The organism is Belliella calami (assembly GCF_022549695.1).
Lineage (GTDB): Bacteria > Bacteroidota > Bacteroidia > Cytophagales > Cyclobacteriaceae > Belliella > Belliella calami.
On sequence record NZ_JAKZGS010000007.1, the window covers coordinates 128640 to 154408 of the forward strand.

Below are 25769 nucleotides of genomic sequence, written 5' to 3' on the forward strand. Positions count from 1 at the left end.
TTAATTAGTCCAGAGAGTTGAAAAGTGTGTCATATGCTTCTTTTTCAGAAACACTCACTGGATTTATTTCCATTCCATCCTTCAATTGTTGTATCCCTTCCAAGATGATTTTGTCCCCTGGCTGAAAACTATCACTGATGTAATAGATACCGTACCTTTGCAATGGAACAAAGCTCCTGACCTGAACTTTATTATCCTCGGTAAGAACATAGACATAGCTGTAGTCCTGAATTTCAAATGTGGATTTTTGGGGAATCAGAAATACATCTTCCAACATGTTATTCATTTGGATTTTGCCGCTCGCACCATGCTTGATCAATTGATCCGGATTTGGAAATCTAACCCTAAAAGCTATTGAACCTGTGCCTTTTTCGAAATCAGCTTCCATTGTCTCTAGTTTACCAGAATACTGATATGGTTCTCCATCTGACAGTATCAAGCTAAGCTCTTCTTCTTCTTTTGAAGCACTATCGTTTTCCAAATCCTCTATCTTATCTCTCATGTAACTCAAATACTCATTTTCTGTCACTTTATAGTAAGCAAAGACCTCGTCGATATCTGTAATATTGGTCAACAAATCTCCTGAAGTTACCAAACTCCCAGTTTTGTAAGGAATTCTGTCCACTATCCCATCAAATGGTGCTCTGATAGTGGTGTAAGAAAGCCCAGTCTTGGCATTTTGTAGCAAAGATTGTGCTTCCACTATTGCCGATTCAGCTACAGAGTTTTGAGCTTTTGCCAGATCCAATTCTGAAGACGATATGATATTTTTGTCCACGAGGATTTTTAGTCGCTCTACTTCTAGCGCAGTTGCCTTGGCCTCAGCTTTGGCTTGCATCAATTTGGCATTTGAAGAATTGACTATCTCATTGTATTCATTGGAAGTGAGTTGAAATAATGGTTGATTTTTCTTTACAGCCTGACCTTCATCCACAAAAATATTATCTACAAATCCTTCCACTTTTGCCCTGACCTCCACAAATTGTACTGCCTGAATATCACAAACATACGTTTTGGGAACGATTATAGATTTGGTCTGCAATTCAAGCACCGGAATCTCGCTTAATGTTGCTTTAACTTGGCTCTTAGAATTGCCTGTATTGCAAGAATATAATAAAATGCATGGAAATATAAGAAATGCATATACGGTTGAAAAACGATTGAATTTTTCAACTTTAAGATTATTTAAACCTTTGAAATTCATAATAAAGTAGTAAATAGATAATGTGACCTTTTTACATCTGAAAAAGGGAAGAGATATATTGAAAACAAAATTTAAAAAAATCTTTAAGGAGCGTTTGAAGAAATAGAAATCCTCAAAATTTGAAAAAAGTATTCAATTATTCCAGTGAAATCTACGAAAGAAACTTTGATAATTTCGCTTTGAGAATCTAATCTAGGTACTAGATAATCAAAAGCTTTGACAAGTATCAGCCTGTGTACCTTGCCCAGATTCGAGCCAGATTGTGACCTGATGATGGAGGTGGGAAAATCCACATAATCATAATCTAATTCATCTACAAACTCGCCAACATAAACTGGCTCCTCGATTTTTTCAAATCCATCAGAAACTGCCAAAAACAGAAAAAACACAGCCATAAATGCAGCTATTCCTTGCATAAATAAACTTGCAGCTATTTTGTGAAACCTCTTCATCAAGACAAAATTACTTAATTATTAAAAAAATACATGTAAAATTTTATCATTGGAAAATAAACAGCTGATTCATTATTGAATTTATATTTAAAAAGGACAATTTTTATAAATTTTAATTTTTAAAATTAAATAATTAACAATAATTTATTATGATATGTTTCTATTTTTCAAAAGAATAATTTCATTGCCTTGTATTTTAAATCATTTAAAATTTTGCTCTAAATTTTTTATAAACAATTTCTTTAGACCTTTGTAAACATTAATTTTGAAGACATGAACAAAGATTTGCGAATCATTTACATGGGGACTCCAGAGTTTGCTGTTCCTGGATTGGAAATATTAATTGAAAACAATTGGAATGTGGTCGCTGTGATCACTGCACCAGACAAACCAAAAGGTCGCGGTCAAAAAATGATCCCATCGCCCGTCAAACAGGCTGCATTGAATTTCGATATTCCAGTTTTGCAACCTACAAACCTCAAATCTGAGGCTTTTTTGGAAGAGTTGAAAAGCTATCATGCCGACATACAAGTTGTGGTGGCATTTAGGATGCTTCCAGAAGTGGTTTGGAATATGCCTCCTAAAGGCACTTTCAATCTGCACGCTTCTCTTCTTCCAAACTACAGAGGGGCAGCTCCTATCAACTGGGCCATCATCAACGGCGAAAAAGAAACTGGCATCACCACATTTTTCCTCAAACATGAAATAGATACTGGTAGCATCATTTTTCAAGAAAAAGAAACAATTCTTCCTGAAGACAATATTGGTACGCTCTACGAGAAATTAATGATAAAAGGATCGAAACTAATTTTGAGAACAATAGAAGCTGTATCAAAAGATCAAGTTGAGCCAAAAGCTCAAGACGAAAAAATGGCCATTCACCATGCACCAAAGATCTATAAAGAGACCTGTGAAATTGATTGGAACCAACCTGCGAAAAACATCCATAATCTTGTAAGAGGTCTTTCTCCCTACCCCGCTGCATGGACTACAATCAATGATAAAAACTGCAAGATTTTTAAGACTGAAGTAAGTGAGAAAAGTCTTAACAGTCTAAACACGGGAGAATTTGAATCAGATGGAAAGACGAATCTCACTTTTCAGACAGGAGAAGGAAGTCTCAAAATCCTAGAGCTACAGTTAGAAGGAAAGAAAAGAATGACTGTAGGTGATTTCCTTAGAGGAAATAAGATAAAATAAAAAAAACTTGACAAATGTCTTATTTTTTTGGACATTTACACAAAACAAAAGGATATGGGTATAGTAAGTGATTATGTGGCCAATTATGGTTTTTCTGGAGATAGGCTATCTCTAAGATTAGCCAAGACCAGCCGTAGAGGTCTTACTTATGAAGATTTCGAAAAGGTAATGGAAGAAAGTCCTGTTTCCGAAGATTCTTGGGCTGCATTGATACACTTGTCAGATAGGACACTCCAACGCTACAAAAAAGACAGAAAATCATTTGAACCCATCCAAAGTGAGCGGATTCTGAAGCTTGCGATACTTTTTAAGTTTGGTGAGGAGGTTTTTGGTGATTTGGAGTTGTTTAGATTGTGGCTTCATGAGTCTTGCATACCCCTAGGTTCGCAGTCTCCACTTTCTCTACTTGACACGACTTTCGGAATAGACCTTGTCAAAGATGAATTGGGTAGGATTCAGCATGGTATTTTTGCATGATTTTATACAGGATTTCAAGAGAAGCTTACGCTAAGGACTTAAGTGGTATTGGAGCCATGCTATATGGTGGAAGATGGAACAGTAAAGGAAGGGCAGCACTTTATACTGCTGGTTCTGTTTCATTGGCCATGCTTGAAGTAGCAGTCCATATTACTCCTAACCATGCCCCAAAAGATTTTCAACTGGTAAAGATACAAGTCCCTGATTTCCAAATAAAAAAAATTAAAGTAGAAGATCTTCATAATTCATGGCGTGAATCTCCTCCTTCACAATTCACACAAGATATCGGAGATGAATTTTTGGATAAACAAAACCATTTTATTCTTCAAGTTCCATCTGTAATTGTTCCAGACGAGTTCAACTATATCATCAACCCTACACATCCACAATCCAGCAATATTCAGATAATTTCTATAGAGCCCATCCGTTTTGACCCAAGGCTCTTCCCCTGATAATTAATTGTTTGTATTTAATTTTTTGAATTTCATACCAGTAATTATTACCTTTAAGAGTAATTTTAAAGCCACTTGTTATGAAAAAAATTTACGCTATTCTTACTATACCTTTATTGATATGTATATCTTTTGATTCAGAAGCTCAGCTGGGAAACAGACTAAAGCAAGCCGCATCAAGAGGTCTTGGCAACGCCCTTGAAAAAAGGGTTGAAAAAGAAGCTGAAAAGATTGCTCAAAGACAGCTCGAAAAAGCATTTGAAAACATCTATGGACCTGATATGCCAAGTGGTGGTGGCTTCAATATTGGTAAAATTTTGGAGGGCATAGATGCAAATATAGAAACTGCTGATACATATGATTTTTCAGGTTATTCAGTCATGGAAATCAACAGCTTGGATGAAAAAGGAAAAGCTTCTGATCCATTTCAAATGAAGACTTATCTAAATCCGGATAGCAAAACATCAGCCATAGAGATCGAAAACAAAGACCAGAAGAACAATTCAGGAAAAACAATAATCATTAGTGATCTAGAGAGAAATGCTTCAATAATATTGATTGAAGCTGAAGGTAAAAAAAACAGTTTGGCTTATGGGTATGACTTCGATGCCATAGAGCAAGCTGCGGTTATTGAAAATTGGGAAGAATGGGAAGAGGACATGGAAGAAAAAGACTTCTCGATAAAAAAAACGGGAAATACCAAGACTATCCATGGATATAAATGTGAGGAGTATGTAAGTGAATCCGAAGAAGGAACAGCCACTTTTTGGATAACCAAAGAGCCTGTGTCGGGCACTGGTTCAATATGGACAGATACCAACCCGATGCTGGGAACAACAGCATATCAAAGAGGCATGGCGGCATGGGGAGACGTGCCAATGGGAAGTATGATGGAGATGCTGTTTGAAAGCAAAACAGACAAAAGTAGATCAGAACTGAAAATTACAGAAATGAATAAAGAATCCTCCATCTCTTTTGAAATGTCAGATTATCCGAACATGCTTAAAACCGAGAATTAATTTAATTTTGAATCTTTTGGAAATGTGATCATTTGCTTCAAATCTTAAGCTTAAGGCTAGGAATTGGGACTTAATGATCACATTATTCATTCTAATTCCTACTGATATTTAACTTACAATTTTTTGACTTAAAAATCCTTGGTATCTTGTAAGCCAAACCTTCAAAATATCAAATTGAATATATCCATTATAGTCGCCAAAGCCAAAAACAATGTGATTGGCAAAGACAATCAACTTATTTGGAAACTCTCGTCAGATTTGAGGTTTTTCAAGAAAACTACAACTGGTCATCATATCATCATGGGAAGAAAAACCTATGAATCGATGGGAAAACCGCTTCCAAACAGGACTTCGATAGTAGTCACCCGCAATCCAGATTTTGAGATACCAGAAGGCCATTTTGTGGTTCATTCTTTGGAAGAAGCTATCAGGCTTTGCATCAGCAAAAATCTTGGGCAGGTATATATCATTGGCGGTGCTCAGATTTATAAAGAAGCCATCAATGTCTGCGATGAAATGTTAATTACGGAAGTAGATGCCAGTCCAGATGGTGACGTGTTTTTCCCTGATTTCAATTTATCGGATTGGAAAAAAGAAAATACTGAACTATTTCAAAAAGATGAAAACAATGAATTCAATTTTGAAATTGTCACTTACAAAAGGATCAAATAATGAAAGAAAATGTAGTCTGGATCACAGGGGCTTCATCTGGAATTGGAGAGGCTTTGGTCTATCAATTTGAAAAATCGAATTATAAAGTGATCATTTCGTCTAGAAAAAAAGAGGGTTTGGAACTTGTAAAAGCAAAGACCAAAAACCCAAACAATATATTTGTTTTGCCCTTTGACTTATCAAAAAATGAAAGTTTTGACACACTTGCATCTGAAGCTATCGCTGCGTTTGGCCATGTGGATATACTTATCAATAATGGAGGAATCAGCCAAAGGTCTCTAGCCATTGACACAAAACTAGAAGTAGATCGAAAGATTATGGAAGTAAATTACTTTGGGACGATCGCTTTGAGCAAGGCGATCCTTCCTCATTTTATTTCCAGAAAAAAGGGGCATTTTGGAGTTGTGAGTAGTCTTGTAGGTAAGTTTGGTTCGCCATACAGATCTTCATATGCAGGTGCAAAACATGCCCTTCATGGTTTTTTTGATTCATTAAGGGCAGAAAACTATAAAGAGAATATTAAAGTGACGATGATTTGTCCTGGGTTTATCAAAACCAATGTTTCAATGAATGCACTTACCGGCGATGGAAGTCCATTGAACGAAATGGATGCCGCCCAAGACAAAGGCATGACACCCGAAGCTTGTGCGAAAGCGATCAAAAAAGGGATTGAAACAGGAAAGTTAGAAATTTTGATCGGGGGAAAAGAAACTATTGCAGTTTACATAAAGCGATTATTCCCGAAAATTTTCGCAAAAATAATCCAAAAAGCTAAAGTGAGATAACAAACAGAATGCTGTAAGCTTTCTTAAAGTAGGCATAAAGTTAAGCCCAAATCAAACCAGAGATGACCAACTATAAAGAGATAAAAGCAGAAATATTAGCTATTGGCGATGAGTTACTTTACGGACAGATAGTCGATACCAATAGTCATTGGATCAGCCAAGAGCTTGACAAAATCGGTGTTCGAGTGATCCAAAGAACTACCGTAGGTGACAACAAAGAGCATATAATGGAGGCATTCAAAGCAGCTGAAAACCGGGCAGATATCGTCTTGATGACTGGAGGATTAGGCCCCACGAATGATGACTTGACTAAGCCTTTGCTGGCAGAGTATTTCAATTGTGAGATAAAACTTGTACCGGAAGCATTGGAGGCTGTACGTACATTTTTTGAAAAAAGAGGTCGTGAGCTCACTGAACTAAACAAACTACAGGCACATCTTCCTACCAAATGCACATATGTACCCAATGAAGTAGGAACTGCCCCAGGCATGTGGTTTGAAGAAAATGATACTGCATGGATGTCAATGCCAGGAGTACCCCATGAAATGAAAAAGCTGATGAAGGATTATGTGATCCCCAAAATCAGAAGCATGTATACTCTTCCTATAATTTATCATAAAGTAATCAAAACCGTAGGAATAGGTGAAAGTTGGCTTGCTGACTTGATTAGAGAATGGGAAAGTAAATTGCCAAAAAACATTAAACTGGCCTATTTACCCTCTTTAGGTCAGGTGAAATTACGACTAACGGCCTTTGGAGAAGATTATGACGAATTGCAGGCAGATGTAGAGACGCAGATCGAATTGGTGAAGCCATTTATAGAAAAATACATATTTGGCTACAACCACGAGACGCTCGAAGAATCCATCGGCAGGCTTTTGAAACAGAAAAATAAAAAAGTAGCTTTGGCAGAAAGCTGTACAGGAGGATATATTTCTCACCTAATCACTAGTATTCCTGGTAGCAGCAAATATTTCCAAGGTGCTTTGATACCCTACCATAATGAGTTCAAAAGTGACATATTGAATGTTGAAGTAGAAGTTTTGAAGACAAAAGGTGCCGTGAGCGAAGAAACTATCATACAGATGGCAGAAAACATCAGGACAAAATTCAATTCAGACTATGGCCTGGCAAGTAGCGGAATCGCAGGACCAGAAGGTGGTTGGGCAGAAAAACCTGTCGGAACAGTGTGGATAGCATGTGCATGGGAAGGAAACACAATCACCAAAAAATTACAATTGACCCAAGACAGAATGCTCAACATCCAACTTACAGCCGTGGCATCCTTGAATTTACTGAGACAATGTATTCTTGAAAAAACAGAATAAAAATTCTGTTAAATGATTTTGTATTACATAAAATAAAATTTAATTTTAAAAGTTAGAAATAAACCCAATTAAATAATAAAAAAATATGGCAACTGTAGAAATGATAATGCCCAAAATGGGTGAGAGCATCATAGAGGGTACCATTCTTACATGGCTCAAAAAAGAAGGTGACGCAATCGAACAAGATGAATCTGTTTTGGAAGTTGCCACTGATAAAGTAGATACAGAAGTCCCTGCCATATATGGAGGGATTCTGAAGAAGATATTGGTCAAGGAAGGAGAGGTTGTTGCTGTTGGAGCACCTATTGCTATCATTGAGACTGAAGAAGAAACATCCGAATCTTTAGATAAAATAGAGAAAGATGCTCCGAACCAAAAGGAAGAGTTAGTCGCTGCTGCACCACAACATACTTCAACTTTGGTAGGCAATTCTTCTGAAGAAAAATATGACGAAGGCGATGAGAGATTCTATTCACCATTGGTTCAGAGTATTGCCAAAGAAGAAAACATAACTAAATCAGAGTTGTCAAAAATCACTGGCACCGGCAAAGATGGTAGGGTAACAAAGCTTGATATGCTCGATTATCTCAAAGAAAGAGATACGAAGAAACAAAGTCATAAACCATCGATCAGTGCACCAATGCCAAAGGCGGAGATGAGTATTTCTGCAGGTGATGAGATCATTGAAATGGACAGAATGCGCAAAATGATTGCGCAAAGGATGTTAGATTCGAAAAGGATTTCTCCTCATGTAACTTCTTTTGTGGAAGCTGATGTCACCAATATTGTGCTTTGGAGAAACAAAATAAAGGATGCATATAAGAAGAAAGAGGGAGAGGCATTGACCTTTACACCGTTTTTCGTTCAGGCTGTAGCTAAGGCCATAAAGGATTTCCCGATGATCAATATCTCTGTAGATGGCGACAGGATTATCAAAAAGAAGGACATTAATATTGGTATCGCGGTTGCCTTACCAAGTGGCAACTTAATTGTTCCAAACATCAAAAATGCAGATCAATTCAATCTCACTGGGTTATCCAAGAAAGTAAATGATCTTGCAACTAGGGCAAGAAACAATAAGTTGTCCCCAGACGAACTTGGTGGAGGTACATATACTATATCAAATGTGGGTTCATTTGGAAATGTAATGGGTACACCAATAATTATGCAACCCCAAGTGGCAATTTTGGCTGTGGGGGCCATTACCAAAAAGCCCGCTGTAGTAGAAACACCTACAGGTGATGTGATCGCTATCAGACATAAAATGTTCCTTTCCCATTCTTATGACCATCGTGTTGTAGATGGCTCATTGGGCGGCATGTTTGTACGTCGAGTGGCAGATTATTTGGAAGAATTCGATTTGGATACAGAATTATAAAATCAACAAAGAAAGAGGTTATTGATTGGCCTCTTTCTTTGTTTTTAATTCATATATTTTTTTGATTGTCAAGGCTATATCTTTTACCTGAATGGGCTTCGAAAGATAACCATCCATCCCGATGGAAATTGCTTCATTAATATCTTCTTGAAATGCATTTGCAGAGAGTCCAATGATAGGGATGTAAAGTTTGTTTTCCAAATTCCTGATAATCTTTGTTGCCTCCAGCCCGTTCAATTTTGGCATTTGGATATCCATAAAAATTAGATCAAAATCATGATTAGCCACTGTATCTATAGCCTCTAAACCATTCTTGGCTAAGGTGATTTTATAGCCAAGCTCTTTCATTAACATTTGCATAAACTTCAAGTTTGTTTCATTATCTTCTACCAAAAGGATTCTAAGAGGATATTTTTTTTGCATTTTTTCCCAAACAAAACTTTCCTCTACTGCCGAATTATAACCGAGTACTTTTTCCTCTTGGATATAGATTTTGCCAAAAACATTAAAAGAAAAAACCGAGCCTTTGTTTTCTTCACTTTCAATCCTTAACTCCCCTCCCATCAGTTCAATAAGCTTATTTGAAATGGCCAAGCCAAGACCTGTGCCTGTAAACTCCCTGGTATTACTTCCATCAACTTGGACAAAAGGTTCTGTGAGTGTTTTGATTTTTGACTCAGGAATACCGATTCCAGTATCTTTTACTGAAAAGTGGACGATAATATTTTCTTCCATAAACGATTCACCATATACATACAAGTGGATTTCACCATTACTAGGAGTGAATTTTATAGCATTGCCAATTAGGTTAAAAAGGATTTGGCCCAATTTCTCCTTATCCAATTCTATAAATTCAGGCAACAAAGGTCCAAATTGGTAAGATAGCTTGATATTCTTTGCTTGAACCATTCCTGAAAAAATCTTCAGTATTTTTTCTAATGCCTCTTTGAAATGAAATACAGAAGACTCTAAATGCATCATACCCGACTCAATTTTAGAATAATCCAAAACATCATTGATGATGAAAGAAAGAGACTGCCCAGAATCCTTGATCACTTGAAGATATTCTGATTGTTTGGTATTCAGGTTAGTTTTCTCCAGTAAGCCAATGATCCCCAAGAGCCCATTCATAGGAGTTCTGATTTCATGACTCATATTAGCAAGAAATTCTGATTTAGCTCTATTAGCCAATTCAGCTGCCTCCATTGCTTCTTGAAGCCCTTTTTCCCATAATTTTTGACCTGTAACATCCCTTGAAATAGAGATCATCCTATCCTCATCGAGTTTAAATAGCCGGGTTTCAAAAATCTTCTTCCCAGCTTGTGATTCTATTTCAAAATCAAGCGTTACGATCTTTCCTGTAGATTTTACTTTCTCAAATCCTTCCATGATTTGCTGATTCAATGGATTTGGCAAATCATCCATGATACTTTTCCCGAGAGATGTTTGGGCAGGTTTCAATAAAAAAGACTCGTCCTGTATATAATACTCCAAGAATATGCCTTCACTACTATAAATAAAAATAATATCTGGCAGACTTCTCAATACAGCTATAAGCCTATTGTTGCTTTTCAACAATTCCTGTTCAGAGATATACCTTTCATTGATATCTGTACAAATACCTACATTTCCGGTAAACTCACCCATCTCAGAATAAAAGAGTTTTTCGAAAGCACGAGATCTAATCATTTCCCCAGAACTACTTTTGAAATCAAATTCAAAGGAAAAACTTTCTTTGTGATTAACTATTGCTTCATCAATTCTATCAATTAGTACTTTCAATTGATCCTCGGGAATATATTTCGGAAAGTTATTGACGAAATCATCAGATTCATATCCCAAAACTTCTTTGACTTCGGAGCTTACCCTTACCATCTTTCTATTCGCATCCTGAAAGTAGATAAAGCCTCGAGATTCTTGGAGTAAAAGACTTTGTTGTCTAAACAATTCTTCAATTTTTTCAGACTTCTCTTCCAAGAGATCATTAGACTCTTGCGCATTTCTAATAAATCTGTAAAGGATCAAAATCACCATCAGGAGCAAAAACATCAACCCTATCAATAAGTAAATATAAGTTCCAAAAATTTTTGAAGTTGCTTCATTTTTATCCTGAATAAAAATAACTGCCAACGGGATTTCTAAAGGAAACAAGCTAAATGGATATTGGTATATAATAGACTCGTAACTTGTCCCTTCCACCTCGTTTACAAATACCCCACTATATCCACCCTTCAAACCGTTTTTGATATCCTTCTTGATCGGCTCAAAAGATAGCGGTGAAATCATGAATCCTCTAGTAGGTAAATAATCTGTCAAACCATATAATTCCCCATTCTTAAACAATAGTTTCTCTCCAGACATCCCCAAATAATAATTGCCCAATTCATCTCCCAAAAAGCGATCAATATTCACTACACCGACTATTTTTACTCCTTTGGATTGATTTTCCAAAAAAATATGATTTTCCTTTTGGATTGGCAATTTCGTTTCAGAATAACTCAATTGTTTTATGAAATTATTCTTTTCATCAAAACTGAAGGATACAGACTGGCTGGGAAAAATTACGATCAAAGAATCTAAGATGTTTCTATGGTTATTAAAAATCCTTCTACTACGCATTTCAAAGGCAATTTGTTCATCATCATCTCTTTCATAAGTCCATGGCTCCAGGTTATTTACAAAAAACACCAAATCATCATAAGTAGAAGAAAATCTATTTTGAATATCTTTGGCGGCGAGCTCGACTTGCTTATTCAAAAACTGCCTTCTTGCTTCTAGTTGACTTTCCTTTAACGCATAGAAAAAATTGGTCGCAAGGAAAAGAGTCAAAATCAAAACCAAAATTCCTGTCACCACAAACCAGCGATATGAATTGTTATAGTTTTTTGAAAATTTTGATTGAATATTTTTCATTGGATTTCGACATCTAGAATCAGCCAATCTAACTTTTCCATCGTATACGCATTGACCACCAAATTATCACTTTCTTCATTGAGAACGAATGTGTCGCCTCCTGAAAGGATAAAATTTGAGATCATTTTTCTTACTTCCTTACTTTTGCTTTTAAAAAGGTTATACTCTTCCGGTCGGAAACTATCAGAAGTTATCGTTTGCAGATACGTATGATTCTTCAACGGTGGCAAGGATAAAGCTTCAATTGCCTTTGGCTTCCCTGCCACCACAGTCCCTGTTTGGTCAATTATCACGAGCTGACGCTTCGTTTTACTAAGGTAATTTTCCAAAATAGAATTGATTGAGATATCAAAAGCCAAAACCATTTTGAGCTCATTTCTAAAGTATATTGGATTTAGCAAAGATAGCACCCAGCCTTTCCCAACCGGATCTACGTAAATTTCCTCCACCCAAACCAGACTTTTGGTTGGATTGTGCTTTTCATCCGCTTCATAATAAAAATTGAAAGATGTCACATCCAAATCCGGATCTAACATTGTCCTTGCATCATAGGGAGGATAAAGTCTATTGAGTTGAATTGCACTGTTGAAATACACCTGGGAAATCACGTCATGTTTCTCAACTACATTTTTGAATAGCTCATCCAAAGGATTGGTCAAAAGAATCATTTCTTCGACTGCTTTCCTATCCTTTCCTTTAGTAGTCAGGTAAAGGGTACTTAGCTCAGGGTTTTGGTTTGGACCAGAATTGGCAAAACTCCCTTCAATTTTGTATTTGTTTCTATCTCCATTAGATAAAATTTCCTCCCTGTTTTCAAACAACTCTATAACAAACTTCTCGATTTTGAGTAGTTCTTTTTCTAACTCTTCAAAATCATGGTCAATCGAAGTCATAAATGTTGCTATCTCATTTGAAGCTAATTCTAGGTCATTTTCTTTTTTCTTATTACAGGAAATGGCAAAACACAGGATCAAAATGGCTATTAAAGAAAAATGCTTCATGAGTCTTTTGCGCTTTTCTTTAAAGCTAAATATTTTCAAGCTGTTTTCGAAGTGTTTCACCCATTTCTTTGAATCTGTTTTTTACAGATTCAAAAAACAAACCTTCATAAAAAGTTTCTAGGTCTTTTTCTTCCAGCACATCCATTTCAGAAACTTTGAATGTTTGTTCCAATGCTCCCAACTCAAATTTAATCAAGTACTTATTGTTCCAAGAAAATACAGAAATCCGGATATCGTCTTTTACGAATTCTTTAACTACTCTCATACCGGTCTTTTGACTTGAGAACTATACGTGATCTCAGATTTTAGAGAGGATGCGACTGAGCAATATTTATCTACAGAGAGAGCTACCACCTTTTTGAATTCTTCCTCTGTAGCGTCTGGAGAAACCAACACAAAATTTAGATGAATCGACTTGTAATAAGCAGGAATTCCATCATTCCTGTCTCCTTCTGCCTCTACATAAAAATCCATAATCTCCCTTCTTTTCTTTTTCATCATCAATACCGCATCTACAGACCCACAACCAGCCAAAGCAGACAATAGCAAATCCATTGGTGACTGAGCTTTTTTATCTTCGGGATCATACATATCGATATCCACTTTGTTGCCTTGAGTATTGATCGCTTCATATTCCAAATCCGCTTTCATTCTAACGGTTACGTTTCTCTTGCTCATTTTTTTATTTTGAAAGATTGATATATTTAAATTAGTTATAAAGTAGGAAGGGACTCTTCTATTTTTTCGATTTAAAGTTATAGGGTCAATTAGTTATCAGTTGAATTTGCTATTAAACAATTAATAGCTAGTCAAATCCTGATTTTACTTGACACTTTTTTTATACTTAACCTCTCGTTTTATAGGCAAGTCATTTCGACTAAAGGAGCCTGCCCCGTAGAATTACGGGGAGAAATCTCATACTGAATTTCACACCCCAACTTCAATTTTAACTTTCCAGTTTCAAATAGGGACGAGACCTCCCCGCAATTCTGCGGGACAAGCTTCTCCCGAATGCTTTCGGGATCGAGGTGACTTAGTCACGTCTTGAATCTCACCTCATATCTCTCGCATCTTTCTCTCAATTCCTACATATTCCTTCGATACTGACCACCAACTTCATAAAGTGCCCTAGTGATTTGTCCAAGTGAACAATATTTCGCTGCATCCATTAAGTTTTCGAAGATATTTTCATTGCGAACAGCAGCTTCTTGAAGCTTACTCAACCATTCTCCAGAGATAGAATCGTTCCTCTTATGAAGATTTTGAAGTGTCTCAATCTGAGATTCTTTTTCTTCCACGTTTGCTCTGATCACTTCCCCTGGGGTGACTGTTGGCGAACCTTCGGATGAAAGGAATGTATTTACACCGATGATTGGGTATTCACCAGTATGTTTCAACATCTCGTAGTGCAAACTCTCTTCTTGGATTTTGCCACGCTGATACATTGTCTCCATGGCTCCCAGAACACCTCCACGCTCGGTAATTCTGTCAAACTCAGTATAAACAGCCTCTTCTACCAAGTCTGTCAATTCTTCGATGATAAATGCTCCCTGAAGTGGATTTTCATTTTTGGCTAACCCTAATTCTTTGTTGATGATCAATTGTATCGCCATGGCTCTTCTCACTGAAGCTTCAGTTGGTGTAGTGATAGCTTCATCATAGGCATTGGTATGGAGCGAATTACAATTGTCATAAATTGCATAAAGCGCCTGAAGTGTAGTTCTAATATCGTTAAAATCTATCTCTTGGGCATGAAGTGATCTACCAGAGGTTTGTATATGGTATTTCAACATTTGAGATCTTTCATTCGCAGCGTACTTGAGCTTCATTGCTTTTGCCCAGATCCTTCTAGCAACTCTCCCAATCACTGCGTATTCAGGATCTATACCATTAGAGAAGAAAAATGAAAGGTTTGGTGCAAATTTATTGATATCCATCCCCCTAGAAACATAGTATTCAACGTATGTAAAACCATTGGAGAGTGTTAATGCCAGCTGTGTGATTGGATTTGCTCCAGCTTCTGCAATATGGTATCCCGAAATGGATACTGAATAGAAATTACGGATGTTTTTGTCAATAAAATATTGTTGTACATCACCCATCAGTCTCAACGAAAACTCAGTGGAAAATATACAAGTATTCTGTGCTTGATCTTCCTTCAAAATATCCGCCTGAACAGTCCCTCTTACTTTCGCTACAGTATCTGCTTTGATCTGGGTATAGACTTCAGCAGGAAGTACTTCATCTCCTGTTACACCCAAGAGCATCAAACCCAAACCATCATTTCCTTCTGGAATTTGTCCATGGTACTGAGGCCTTGTAAGCCCTTTATCTTGATAAATAGAATCTATTTTTGCTTGTACTTCTTCTTCCAAGCCATTGGCTTTGATATAAATTTCACATTGCTGATCGATCGCTGCATTCATAAAAAAGGCTGTCATCGTAGCAGCAGGACCATTGATAGTCATGGAAACTGATGTCATTGGATCAGCAAGATTGAAACCAGAATAAAGTTTTTTCGCATCATCCAAGCAACAGATATTGACTCCGGAATTCCCGATTTTACCATAAATATCAGGTCTATAATCAGGATCTTCCCCATATAAAGTCACCGAGTCAAAAGCAGTAGAAAGACGCTTAGCAGGCAATCCTTTGGAAACATAATGGAATCGCTTATTGGTACGTTCTGGACCACCTTCACCCGCAAACATTCTCGTAGGATCTTCTCCTTCTCTTTTGAATGGAAAAACTCCTGAAGTGTACGGGAATTCACCCGGTACATTCTCTGTCAATCCCCATTTTAACAAATCACCCCAAGCTTCATATCTTGGAAGGGAAATTTTGGGGATGCTATTGCCAGAAAGTGAAACTGTTTGAGTTTTTACTTTAATTTCTTTGTCCCTTACTTTGAACACATAGTATTCATCTCTGTACTTTTGTGCTTTTTCAGGCCACTCTTCGAGCCATTTTTTGTTCTTCGGATCTAGCTCAAGTTCTACCTGAGCATATACTTCATGGAGCTCTTTGATTAACCTGTCTTTGTCCTCAATCGTCGTAGAAGAAATCGCTTCAATGGATTTTTTGATGCTGAACAGTTTTTGAGCGACTTCTTTTTGCTCTTCTGCCCATTTCCCGTAATTCCTGTTGTTCTCAGAGATCTCTGAAAGATATCTTGTTCTAGCTGGAGGAATGATAAAAATCTTCTCTGACATCTCTCCTGTCACTTCAAAAGTAGTTTGTAAATCCACACCTGTTTTTTCCACCAAAGTATGGATAATCGCCTTGTAAAGACTATTCATTCCTGGGTCATTGAACTGCGAAGCGATGGTTCCAAATACAGGAATATCCTCATCTGCTATTTCCCAAAGGTTGTGATTGCGTTTATATTGCTTTTTGACATCTCGCAGAGCATCTTGGGCTCCTCTTTTGTCAAATTTGTTCAAGGCAATGATATCTGCAAAATCGAGCATGTCGATTTTCTCCAATTGTGTTGCTGCACCATATTCAGGCGTCATCACATAGAGAGACATATCTGAATGTTCAATAATCTCTGTATCAGATTGTCCAATCCCAGAAGTCTCCAAAATTATCAGATCAAAATTTGCTGCTTTTACAATATCCACGGCATCTTGGACATATTTCGACAACGCCAAATTGGATTGTCTAGTAGCAAGAGAACGCATATAGACATTGGGATGATGAATGGCATTCATTCGAATTCTATCACCAAGCAAAGCCCCTCCAGTTTTTCTTTTGGATGGATCTACAGATATGATTGCAATATTTTTATCTTTGAAATCAATCAAAAACCTCCTTACCAGCTCATCTACCAAGGAAGATTTACCCGCTCCACCTGTACCCGTGATTCCAAGAACTGGTGTTTTACTTTTTGAGGACAGTTTTCTGACTTCTTCCAAAATCTCTTTGCTTTCTTCAGGGAAATTTTCCGCAGCAGAGATCAATTTGGCAAGTTCTTGCTTTTGGTCTTTGTCCAAAGAATTACTACCACCATGATCTTTCCCCAAAGGAAAATCTGATTTTTTGATAAGATCATTGATCATTCCCTGTAGTCCCAAAGATCGCCCATCATCAGGAGAATAGATTCTCGAAATCCCGTATTCATGAAGTTCTTTGATCTCTTCAGGAAGGATAGTTCCTCCACCTCCACCAAAAATCTTGATATGACTTGCTCCTTTTTCCTTCAGCAAATCATACATGTATTTGAAAAATTCCACATGGCCTCCCTGGTAGGAAGTAATGGCTATGGCTTGCACATCCTCTTGAATAGCGCAATCTACAATTTCTAAAACAGACCTATTGTGTCCCAAATGAATCACCTCACATCCAGTGGATTGGATAATTCTCCGCATGATATTGATCGCTGCATCGTGACCATCAAACAGAGAAGCGGCTGTAACAATTCGGATATGATTTTTGGGTTTGTAAATTTCTGTGATAACTGACATGCATGAATTGGGTTTATAATCGTAGAATCAAATAATGTTGATTCTAAAAGCTTTCTTTAGATTCGATTGTTTATTCTTACTTGCGAATATAAGAAAAAAGGAAGATTCGAGAAGAACAATTCGCATAGCATTTCGAAATAATATTCTGATTTTATCCTTCAAAATTACCGATACTTATAAATGGTTGAGAATTAAGTGTTAGAATCAAAATAATCACAAGCTATCAAACCCAAAACCAAATCATGAAATTAACTGATTTATGTCATGCTTTGGCAACTTAAACTCCGTTTACTTTGTCATGTGTAAGAGATGAAAAAGAATTTCACACTGTAAAGTATAGTGAAATTTTGAATCATGTAAACTACTGGTTTTAAACAAGGTTACATAATTATAGTTTCCGATCTTACTGGTTTCCAGATCAGCTCAGGGGGAGAAGTCATTTATAGATATTGTGTCAAAAATGATGTTAGATTAGCTTCTCCAGAAAAATAAATTGAACATATAACAACTCAAAAAAAAATGACGGTTATAACAAACTATACAAGTGCAGCAGAAGCTGTCAAGCATGTCAAAAGTCACCAAAGAGTATTTATCCATGGAAGTGCTGCGACTCCTACGCATTTACTTCATGCCCTTGCAGCAAGAAAGAATGAATTGAAAGATGTGGAGATTGTTTCTATTTCCACTTTGGGAGAAATGCCTCTCGCTTCACCTGATTGTATCGGAAGCTTTTACATGAATTCACTTTTTGTTTCGGAAAATGTACGTCAGGCAGTGAACAGTGAGCAGGGTGGCTATGTACCTATTTTTCTAAGTGAAATTGGAAGACTTTTTAGAAATGACATTTTACCGATTGATGTGGCTATTCTCAATGTCTCTGAGCCAGATGAACATGGATTTTGCTCTCTAGGTGTCTCGGTAGATGTGGCCAAACCTGCCATAGAAACTGCAAAATTGATCATAGCTCAAGTCAACAAACAAATGCCTCGAACACATGGTGATGGACATATCCATATCAGCAGGTTTGCTGCTGCTGTGGCTGTGGACGAAGACCTTCCTGAGGTAAACTATGGAAATAAAATCGGGGAAAACGAGCTCAGAATCGGCTCTTATATTGCAGAATTGATCGAAGACAGGGCTACTCTACAAATGGGGATTGGGGCAATTCCAGATGCTGTTTTGAGTCAATTGAAAGGTCATAAAGATTTGGGTATCCATACTGAAATGTTTTCGAATGGTGTGATCGAATTGCTTGATTCTGGAGCGATTACCAATTCATATAAAAAGAAACATCCAGGAAAAATCGTTTCCTCCTTTGCCATAGGAACCAAAGAGATGTATAAAAGAATCCATGACAACCCTTTATTCTCCTTCCATGAAGCTGCATATGTCAATGATACAGCCGTGATCAGAAAAAACCCAAAAGTGGTGTCAATTAATAGTTGTTTGGAGTTGGATCTGACTGGACAAGTCTGCGCAGATTCCATAGGAAGCTATCACTATTCCGGTGTTGGGGGTCAGATGGATTTTATGAGGGGAGCAGCGCTCTCAGAAGGTGGGAAACCGATTATGGCATTATCTGCAGCTACTAGAAGAGGCGACAGTAAGATTGTTCCATTCTTAAAACAAGGAGCCGGAGTTGTCACTACTAGAGCGCACATGCACTATGTGGTGACGGAGTTTGGGGTGGCTTATCTCTATGGGAAAAACTTGAGACAAAGAGCTTATGAACTGATGAATATTGCCCATCCAGACCATAGAGAATCATTGGAAAGAGCAATTATCGAAAGATTTGGTAGCTTCGTCTATCCTACTAGATAATCAAATAAATGATAACCACATAGGCACATAGAAAACATAGGATTTACGAGAATAAAAAACTATGTGCCACTATGTGTCTATGTGGTTTTAAAAATCCCTTTATCCTACTAGAGAATAAATGATAACCACATAGGAACATAGAAAACATAGGATTTACGAGAGTGAAAAAACTATGTGCCACTATGTGTCTATGTGGTTTTAAAATTCACCTAACCTACTAGAGAATCAATGATAACCACATAGGAACATAGAAAACATAGATGTTACGAGAATAAAAAAAACTATGTGCCACTATGTGTCTATGTGGTTTTAAAATTAGACTATCCTACTAGAGAATCAAAAAACCACCCAGATTGAGTGGCTTTTTTTTATAAACTAAATACTATCTTTTTTAGAAACTTATCTTGGAAGATCATTTCCGATGAATTGATTTGGATTTACCAATGGGATATTTGATCCCCATTTGCCATTGATGGCGTTGATGAAATGGTTTGCTACAAAAGCATGTGCTCTGGCATTTGGGTGAACACCATCCAAAGAAAACCCACCATTTGGAGGAACAATACTAGCTGTCAAACCAACACCTCCTGAACTTACTGACCCTGCCAAAACCCTATTCAAAAGGTCATTAACATCTACCAATACCAACCTTTCAGCATTTGCCTGAACGGCTGCGGATATGAATCCATTAAATGTTGTGATTTTTTGCTGGATTTCGTCTTGTTCTGATGGAGTCAATATCATTGCATCATGTTGACTTTCAATTATTGGTGCTAATGGGCTAATTCCAATTCCTTGCTCAAGAAAAGCTCGCGCTCCTAAAGGTAATTTATAACCATCAGAATCATTTAAATTTCTGATTTTGGGAATTACAAAGATATCGCCGTTTGGCAAAGGTACTTGTGCATCGGATAATGTAGGGTCAGCAACTACTAATTTATATTGATTAAAATTATCAGTTAATACAGGTCTAATCAATATTGCCTTTTCATCATCAGTTAAATTCTCATTATTAGAAATCGCATTATTCCAACCATTTATAGCTTGATTAAGCTGAGTTAAACCAGGCAGCAATGCAGATCTAAAATCATCTGGCACATTAAAACTCAAAGGATTAATCAAATTGAAATGCGGAAGTACATTTAAATCAGGTATGTTGGCAACCGCTCCTTTGGCATTGGAACTAGCTTGCAACAAGGCTCCCAAAGCCAACCCCAATCTTTGTTGAAAATCAGCATCAGAAGTCAAAATAGCTGGATTTGAAGCTCCACCTGTAGCATATCCCAATACATCGTTATTGCCCAACCAGAATGTAAAGAAAGTACCCCCATTTGCAAGAGCTGCAGCTGCGTCTCCTATAATTGTGGAAGTACCTGGGTTGGAAGCAAAGCGCTCATACATTCGATTATATGCTGGATTCGCAGGAGAGGCTGGTCCTCCTGTCAATGGGGTCAATGCTGTTCCCAAAGTAATTCCAGGAACACCAAAATTATTCAAATTGGCTTTGTTTCCAGTAAAATCACCTGGCAAATCACCCGCCCCAATTGGTTCAGGTCCCGCAGCTCCTGTTTGGGTATTTACAGTTAGGATCAATCTTCCCAATGGTCCTTGTGAGCCCATCTGAAAGAATCCATTTACTGAATTTATTTCAGGAACATTGAAGTCTCCACCTCCTACTTGTCTAGCTTGTTCTGCCAAAATAACTGCAAAGGAATTTTGCTGACCTCGATCGTAGAGTGCTCCGTCCATAAAACCCGCAGTAAGTGAGTTTCCTACTGATACAATTTTTGTGAAATCCGCAGAACCTGATGTTGGTTGTTCTATCTGCGGCTCTGGAAATTCGTAGGTACAAGCTGCAAATGAGCCTAATACCAATAGATATAATAATTTATTGAAAATTTTCATTTTAGCAGATTTTTAGTTTAACAACTCATCAAACGTGATGGATACATAGTAGACAGCTCCAATTGTAGGACCCCCAAAGTTCTGGATATTTCTGTTGTTGAAAATATTGGAACCTCCCAATTTTACAATAGATTTCAAATCCTTTAACCTGTAGCTAACTTGCGCATCAAAAGTGTGGATTTCCGGAACATCTCCTTGTGCGAAAGTGGACTCCCATCTAAATGCAGTTTGATATCTATACGTCAAACCAAAACCAATCTTTTCAGTAAGCTTTCTATTTCCAAAAGTCACATTGGTCTTGTGCTCAGGAGTGTTGAAATCATTCAAGAAATCTTCCCCTATATCGGATATAAGCCTATTGAAATTGTAATTACCACCAATAGTGAAATTCCCAGGGAGATTGTAAGTAAGACCGATGGCAGCACCATGAGCTCTAACTTCTTCATCTACTATGTTTGTATAAGTCTGGAAAGTGTTTTCCTGACCTGGAATAGTAACCGGAGTCAGCAATGTTGGAGCATTGATCGCATTGATTGCTTCTTGATCAGAACCTGGTTCTGCACCAAAGAAAATTGGGCCTGGAGCTTTCCTGATGGCGGTTTGAGTAATGAAGTCATTATAAATATTATAGTAATATGCTATATCTATCATTAACCTATTGTTAGCCAATAAGCTTTTGTATCCTATTTCAAATGATTGCACCCTTTCCGGACGAAGTTCCGGCAATGAGGTAACTCTAACTAAAGAATCAATGGCTTCAGCACTTACAGGCGAAATGCCTGAACTCACTTGCGAAATATATTTTTCAACAGATGATAGGCTATATGCATTAGTGAAAATATCATACTTATCTCTATAGAATGGCAATCCACCAATCAATCTTGCGGAAACAACATTCAAATCAATGTGCTGACCTTGTGTAGTCGGGTTTCTGAAACCTGTCTGATAAGATCCTCTGAAGTTGCTATTTCCTTGACTATAAACACCTGAAATCCTTGGATTCAGTTGACCTTGAAAATTTTCGTTTTTGTCATACCTCAATGAACCTGTCAGCTTTAATTTATCATCAAAAATTGTTTTTGATCCTTGGGCAAAAGCACCGATTTCCTGAATAGTGATGTCATTTCCTTCTACATCAGCGAAGATGGTTCCGTTTGATCTTAAATCATAAACCCTGTAAGAGGCACCTACTTGAAGATCCATAAAGTCGATTTCATTTTTGAAATCATACTGGCCTTCTAACATATTCATTCTAGATTGATCATCAAATAAAGAACCACTTGGTATCACTTCAGACCTAACTGAAGACTTGGCAGCTTCAAATTCAGGAGTACCTGGCAGTAGTCTTCCTGTATCTGCCGCTCCTCTTGCAAATTGATGAGCACCTGCCATCATTGCGGGTGAAGGTGCTTGTCCAGCACCTGGATTGAATCCTGCAACATCAAGTGCTTCTAGATAATTCAATCCATACTCACTAAACCATTGTGTATTATTCTTCCATCTATCATTAATTGCTACACCTGTCAAGTCTGCAATGTAAGAATCTCCAGAATTTTCAATAGTGGTATATCCTCTCAAGAAGTAGTTATCACCTTTTAGCTCCAGTTTGTGTTGGATAATAGAAAAATTAGCCAATGAATATCTTTGGGCACCTGTATACACTGAAGTTCCTGCACCATAATTCACAGTATATGACAATTCAGACCTATCTGTAATTCGGTAATGCAATGCTCCATTTAATTTGAGATTGCTTGCATTGTAATCTACCAAGTGTCTCTCGTCATATCCAGTTCGAGATACCACTTGATCAGGAAGGAAAGGGACAAAAGCCGCCAATCCCTCTGCTTGGGCATTCTGTTGGAATCCTGCCACATTTTTAAACAAACCAATATTATTGGAAACCTCATCACCAAAAACATGAACCCTATTTGCCCCTGGATTGAAAGCTAGATTTCCTTGGCTTTCTCTGCTTAGATCAGTTTGATCTGTTCCATGCCAATCAACTGCTTGCATATAGGAAGCATTGATTTTGAAAGCAATCTTATTATTAAATGCTTTTGCATAGCGGATAGATCCTTCATACATCGGCTGAGGACTAGATGGTTCACCAGCTCTTCCATTGATATGGTTTACTCCCTGTTTGTAAAATGCACTCAAACCTTGATATTCAAATGGACTTTTACTGTTAACAAGTAAGATGCCATTGAAAGCATTTGGCCCATAAAGTGCCGAAGCTGATCCTGGGATAAATTCTACTGATTCGACATCCAATTCTGATGGGCCATTGAGGTTCCCAATTGGGAAGTTCAACGCTGGAGCTTGTGTATCCATTCCATCAGTCAATTGCACGAATCTCGTATTTCCCGTGGAATTGAAGCCTCTTGCGTTGATAATTTGGAAATTAATGGAAGACGTGGTCACATCTACTCCTTTCAAATTCGCAATACCTTTGTAATAATTGTCAGCAGGAGTATCTCTGATCGCAAGAATATCCATTTTCTCTATGGAAACTGGAGATTTTAGGATATTCTCCTCTACTCTTGAAGCCGAGACTACAACTTCTTGTCCAAGCATAAATTGCTCGGCGAGAGAGACCTGTAGATTCGAGACATTTTCCTGAGTGATTTCAACTTCCTGACTTGCAAAACCGACCATTGAAAAAATCAATGTCAATGGTGGCGCTTGGTTCACACGAAGGTTGAAATTTCCTTGCATATCGGTAACTGTACCGATCACTTTTCCTTTTACCACTATATTCACCCCAACGAGTGTTTCTTTTGACCCTTCCTCAGTCACAGTACCTGAAATATTAGTACTCTGAGCAAAAACCGTAGATGTGCTAAAGGAAACTATGACAAATAGTGTAAAAACTACCAGCCATGCTCTTTTTGTAAAGTTTTGCATATGTTAATCTTGGGTTTATTGTTTAATTGACTCAATCCTCCTAAAACGGACGAATCATTGTGAAAATTAGAGGAATTTCCGAATAAACCTTCATTTTTAACTAAAAAAATTCAAGAAAAACATTTAGCACTTTTACTATTTCAAAAAAAACTCCTGATAATCAGCTACTATTGATTAAATACTGATTTTTAATATTTTAAATTTTACAAAAACCCACACTACTCAAAAATTAATCTCTCTTCACTTTCATCAAGCAAATAATCAGAAGTTCTCATAAGTCCAGCTAAAGAATCTGTGTAGCAAAAGAAATCGCTATGGTTTACCTGTTGATTTGACGAACAACATGGAGATCTAATGAAAATAAAAGGTAAATAGAACCAAAAAAAAATCCCTGACAAGGGTCAGGGATTGTAATTATTTCGTAGAATTTTTATTTTCTTCATTGACATGTTTCACCAACCTGTCACAGAGCTCTTTCATTTCTTCAGAAATGTATTCGTCTCCAGTAGCATTTAAAATTGTCTGAGCCATACCTCCTAGAATATCTATATAGAATCTTTTCATTTCTACTACAGACATGTCCTCGGTCCAAAGATCAATTCTCAATGTACTGTGGTTCAAATTATCCCAAACATTCAAACTAATGCTTTTTGTAGTTTCTTCACCTTCACCTTCTTTGTCTGAAGCATCCCATTGGATTGATTTAGGCAGATTCTTATCGTCAAGATTGATTTTAAACTTTATTTCTGAGCTTTTCATTACCTATTTTTATTATATATCCGACAAAACTACAAAAGCAGAATCTAAGTTCCGAAGATGAGTTGGTTTTTGTAAAAATCAAATGCAGATCGATTCCAAAATAGTCTCTACCGAATTCTTATCCATTTTAGAAAAGTCAAACCATTTTTTAGCCAAATCCTTTAGTGAAGCTCCTAAATGACACACATCCGTGTTGTCTATGATTAGAAAACAATCGTGGCTTTTGGTAATGGTTTTGAGTTCAAAATGGCTGTATTGTTCATTGGCTTTTTTCACATCCAAGGTTAATTGCTGACGATTAAGCCTAACCACTTCATTAATCAAATCTCCATCACAAACCTAAAAACTCATCTCAGGTATTTCTCCTTCTACCAACATTCTCCCTTCTGTCTTATCGATTATTTCTTGAACAGACACGCCTGGGGCTCGCTCCAACAATCTAAAACCTCCTTCTGGAAGCACTTCTACTACTGCCAAATCTGTCACTATTTTTTTGACACATCTGATTCCTGTAATGGGAAGGGAGCATTCTTTCAGTAATTTGGATTGACCATCTTTGCTGCAATGTTGCATAGCCACGATGATATTTTCTGCGGATGCAACCAAATCCATAGCTCCACCCATTCCTTTGACCATTTTTCCTGGGATCTTCCAGTTGGCAATATCTCCATTCTCGGAAACTTCCATAGCTCCTAGAATAGTCAAATGAACATGCCCTCCACGGATCATTGCAAAAGACTCGGAGGAGTTAAAAAGTGCAGATCCTTTGGACATGGTAATCGTCTGCTTTCCTGCATTGATCAAATCTGGATCAACTTTATCTTCGGTAGGAAAAGGTCCAATCCCCAAAAGTCCATTTTCAGATTGCAATACAACTTCCAAATCATCTGGAATATAATTTGCCACCAAAGTCGGGATACCAATCCCCAAATTGATGTATTGGCCATTTTGCACTTCTTTGGCTATTCTTTGGGCTATTTGATCTTTGTTGAGCATATCTAGAGTTATTTAGGGTCTTTTATAAATTAAGATT

The 25769-nt window shown here is 37.3% G+C and carries 20 protein-coding genes; 9 read left to right on the forward strand and 11 right to left on the reverse strand.

Annotated features, from left to right (window positions below; genetic code table 11):
* Nucleotides 1-4 precede the first annotated feature (4 nt).
* Nucleotides 5-1051 (reverse strand): efflux RND transporter periplasmic adaptor subunit, encoded by a 1047-nt coding sequence (locus MM236_RS10455; RefSeq protein WP_369415204.1) that lies wholly within the window; start codon nucleotides 1049-1051, stop codon nucleotides 5-7.
* 236 nt (nucleotides 1052-1287) lie between these two features.
* Nucleotides 1288-1656, reverse strand: coding sequence for a hypothetical protein (locus MM236_RS10460; protein ID WP_241274928.1), 369 nt, complete (start codon nucleotides 1654-1656; stop codon nucleotides 1288-1290).
* Nucleotides 1657-1929: 273 nt separating this feature from the next.
* On the opposite strand from MM236_RS10460, the gene fmt reads away from it, so the two are divergent.
* The 8 genes from fmt (at nucleotide 1930) to MM236_RS10500 (ending at nucleotide 8967) form a co-directional block, all read left to right on the forward strand.
* On the forward strand, nucleotides 1930-2856 hold the full coding sequence (gene fmt, locus MM236_RS10465; RefSeq protein WP_241274929.1) for a methionyl-tRNA formyltransferase: 927 nt from the start codon (nucleotides 1930-1932) through the stop codon (nucleotides 2854-2856).
* A gap of 54 nt (nucleotides 2857-2910) precedes the next feature.
* On the forward strand, nucleotides 2911-3333 hold the full coding sequence (locus MM236_RS10470) for an Xre family toxin-antitoxin system antitoxin (RefSeq protein ID WP_241274930.1): 423 nt from the start codon (nucleotides 2911-2913) through the stop codon (nucleotides 3331-3333).
* The gene (locus tag MM236_RS10475) at nucleotides 3330-3785 is read left to right on the forward strand and encodes an RES family NAD+ phosphorylase (protein ID WP_241274931.1); all 456 of its coding nucleotides are present in this window, start codon (nucleotides 3330-3332) and stop codon (nucleotides 3783-3785) included. The genes MM236_RS10470 and MM236_RS10475 overlap by 4 nt, the downstream gene beginning before the upstream one ends.
* A gap of 80 nt (nucleotides 3786-3865) precedes the next feature.
* Nucleotides 3866-4804 carry a DUF4412 domain-containing protein gene (locus MM236_RS10480; protein WP_241274932.1) on the forward strand — a complete coding sequence of 313 codons (939 nt, stop codon included), beginning with the start codon at nucleotides 3866-3868 and terminating at the stop codon, nucleotides 4802-4804.
* A 174-nt stretch (nucleotides 4805-4978) separates the two neighbouring features.
* Nucleotides 4979-5476, forward strand: coding sequence for a dihydrofolate reductase (locus MM236_RS10485; protein WP_241274933.1), 498 nt, complete (start codon nucleotides 4979-4981; stop codon nucleotides 5474-5476).
* On the forward strand, nucleotides 5476-6261 hold the full coding sequence (locus MM236_RS10490) for an SDR family oxidoreductase (RefSeq protein ID WP_241274934.1): 786 nt from the start codon (nucleotides 5476-5478) through the stop codon (nucleotides 6259-6261). The genes MM236_RS10485 and MM236_RS10490 overlap by 1 nt, the downstream gene beginning before the upstream one ends.
* Nucleotides 6262-6323: 62 nt before the next feature.
* Nucleotides 6324-7589: a competence/damage-inducible protein A gene (locus MM236_RS10495; protein ID WP_241274935.1), complete on the forward strand. Its 1266-nt coding sequence runs from the start codon at nucleotides 6324-6326 to the stop codon at nucleotides 7587-7589.
* Nucleotides 7590-7674: 85 nt separating this feature from the next.
* Complete coding sequence (locus MM236_RS10500) at nucleotides 7675-8967, forward strand: dihydrolipoamide acetyltransferase family protein (RefSeq protein ID WP_241274936.1); 1293 nt, start codon at nucleotides 7675-7677, stop codon at nucleotides 8965-8967.
* Nucleotides 8968-8985: 18 nt separating this feature from the next.
* On the opposite strand, the gene MM236_RS10505 is transcribed toward MM236_RS10500, so the two are convergent.
* From MM236_RS10505 to MM236_RS10525, 5 genes are all read right to left on the reverse strand, one after another.
* A complete protein-coding gene (locus MM236_RS10505; protein ID WP_241274937.1) occupies nucleotides 8986-11880 on the reverse strand; it encodes a PAS domain-containing hybrid sensor histidine kinase/response regulator in 2895 nt (964 codons plus the stop codon).
* Complete coding sequence (locus tag MM236_RS10510) at nucleotides 11877-12881, reverse strand: PDC sensor domain-containing protein (protein ID WP_241274938.1); 1005 nt, start codon at nucleotides 12879-12881, stop codon at nucleotides 11877-11879. Before MM236_RS10510 ends, MM236_RS10505 begins: the two co-directional genes overlap by 4 nt.
* Before the next feature lie 25 nt (nucleotides 12882-12906).
* Nucleotides 12907-13146, reverse strand: a complete 240-nt coding sequence (locus MM236_RS10515; RefSeq protein ID WP_241274939.1) for a hypothetical protein — start codon at nucleotides 13144-13146, stop codon at nucleotides 12907-12909.
* Nucleotides 13143-13559, reverse strand: coding sequence for an OsmC family protein (locus tag MM236_RS10520; RefSeq protein WP_241274940.1), 417 nt, complete (start codon nucleotides 13557-13559; stop codon nucleotides 13143-13145). The genes MM236_RS10515 and MM236_RS10520 overlap by 4 nt, the downstream gene beginning before the upstream one ends.
* A 407-nt stretch (nucleotides 13560-13966) precedes the next feature.
* Nucleotides 13967-17347: a methylmalonyl-CoA mutase family protein gene (locus tag MM236_RS10525; protein WP_241274941.1), complete on the reverse strand. Its 3381-nt coding sequence runs from the start codon at nucleotides 17345-17347 to the stop codon at nucleotides 13967-13969.
* Nucleotides 17348-17866: 519 nt separating this feature from the next.
* Here MM236_RS10525 and MM236_RS10530 point away from each other — a divergent pair.
* Entirely contained in the window at nucleotides 17867-19168 is a 1302-nt protein-coding gene (locus MM236_RS10530; RefSeq protein ID WP_241274942.1) for an acetyl-CoA hydrolase/transferase family protein, read from the forward strand.
* 399 nt (nucleotides 19169-19567) lie between these two features.
* On the opposite strand, the gene MM236_RS10535 is transcribed toward MM236_RS10530, so the two are convergent.
* The 4 genes from MM236_RS10535 to MM236_RS10550 all read right to left on the reverse strand — a co-directional run bounded on the left by MM236_RS10535 (nucleotide 19568) and on the right by MM236_RS10550 (nucleotide 25732).
* Entirely contained in the window at nucleotides 19568-21073 is a 1506-nt protein-coding gene (locus MM236_RS10535) for an SGNH/GDSL hydrolase family protein (RefSeq protein ID WP_241274943.1), read from the reverse strand.
* Between the two features lie 12 nt (nucleotides 21074-21085).
* On the reverse strand, nucleotides 21086-23977 hold the full coding sequence (locus MM236_RS10540; protein WP_241274944.1) for a TonB-dependent receptor: 2892 nt from the start codon (nucleotides 23975-23977) through the stop codon (nucleotides 21086-21088).
* 414 nt (nucleotides 23978-24391) lie between these two features.
* The gene (gene gldC / locus MM236_RS10545; protein WP_241274945.1) at nucleotides 24392-24736 is read right to left on the reverse strand and encodes a gliding motility protein GldC; all 345 of its coding nucleotides are present in this window, start codon (nucleotides 24734-24736) and stop codon (nucleotides 24392-24394) included.
* A gap of 339 nt (nucleotides 24737-25075) precedes the next feature.
* Nucleotides 25076-25732 (reverse strand): 3-oxoacid CoA-transferase subunit B, encoded by a 657-nt coding sequence (locus MM236_RS10550; protein ID WP_241274946.1) that lies wholly within the window; start codon nucleotides 25730-25732, stop codon nucleotides 25076-25078.
* Nucleotides 25733-25769 lie beyond the last annotated feature (37 nt).

Bases quoted from the DNA above. Each gene is read 5' to 3' on its own strand.
- MM236_RS10460 (WP_241274928.1), bottom strand. From the start codon at position 1,656: ATGAAGAGGTTTCACAAAATAGCTGCAAGTTTATTTATGCAAGGAATA.
- fmt (WP_241274929.1), top strand. From the start codon at position 1,930: ATGAACAAAGATTTGCGAATCATTTACATGGGGACTCCAGAGTTTGCT.
- MM236_RS10470 (WP_241274930.1), top strand. From the start codon at position 2,911: ATGGGTATAGTAAGTGATTATGTGGCCAATTATGGTTTTTCTGGAGAT.
- MM236_RS10475 (WP_241274931.1), top strand. From the start codon at position 3,330: ATGATTTTATACAGGATTTCAAGAGAAGCTTACGCTAAGGACTTAAGT.
- MM236_RS10480 (WP_241274932.1), top strand. From the start codon at position 3,866: ATGAAAAAAATTTACGCTATTCTTACTATACCTTTATTGATATGTATA.
- MM236_RS10490 (WP_241274934.1), top strand. From the start codon at position 5,476: ATGAAAGAAAATGTAGTCTGGATCACAGGGGCTTCATCTGGAATTGGA.
- MM236_RS10495 (WP_241274935.1), top strand. From the start codon at position 6,324: ATGACCAACTATAAAGAGATAAAAGCAGAAATATTAGCTATTGGCGAT.
- MM236_RS10500 (WP_241274936.1), top strand. From the start codon at position 7,675: ATGGCAACTGTAGAAATGATAATGCCCAAAATGGGTGAGAGCATCATA.
- MM236_RS10505 (WP_241274937.1), bottom strand. From the start codon at position 11,880: ATGAAAAATATTCAATCAAAATTTTCAAAAAACTATAACAATTCATAT.
- MM236_RS10510 (WP_241274938.1), bottom strand. From the start codon at position 12,881: ATGAAGCATTTTTCTTTAATAGCCATTTTGATCCTGTGTTTTGCCATT.
- MM236_RS10515 (WP_241274939.1), bottom strand. From the start codon at position 13,146: ATGAGAGTAGTTAAAGAATTCGTAAAAGACGATATCCGGATTTCTGTA.
- MM236_RS10520 (WP_241274940.1), bottom strand. From the start codon at position 13,559: ATGAGCAAGAGAAACGTAACCGTTAGAATGAAAGCGGATTTGGAATAT.
- MM236_RS10525 (WP_241274941.1), bottom strand. From the start codon at position 17,347: ATGTCAGTTATCACAGAAATTTACAAACCCAAAAATCATATCCGAATT.
- MM236_RS10530 (WP_241274942.1), top strand. From the start codon at position 17,867: ATGACGGTTATAACAAACTATACAAGTGCAGCAGAAGCTGTCAAGCAT.
- MM236_RS10535 (WP_241274943.1), bottom strand. From the start codon at position 21,073: ATGAAAATTTTCAATAAATTATTATATCTATTGGTATTAGGCTCATTT.
- MM236_RS10540 (WP_241274944.1), bottom strand. From the start codon at position 23,977: ATGCAAAACTTTACAAAAAGAGCATGGCTGGTAGTTTTTACACTATTT.
- gldC (WP_241274945.1), bottom strand. From the start codon at position 24,736: ATGAAAAGCTCAGAAATAAAGTTTAAAATCAATCTTGACGATAAGAAT.
- MM236_RS10550 (WP_241274946.1), bottom strand. From the start codon at position 25,732: ATGCTCAACAAAGATCAAATAGCCCAAAGAATAGCCAAAGAAGTGCAA.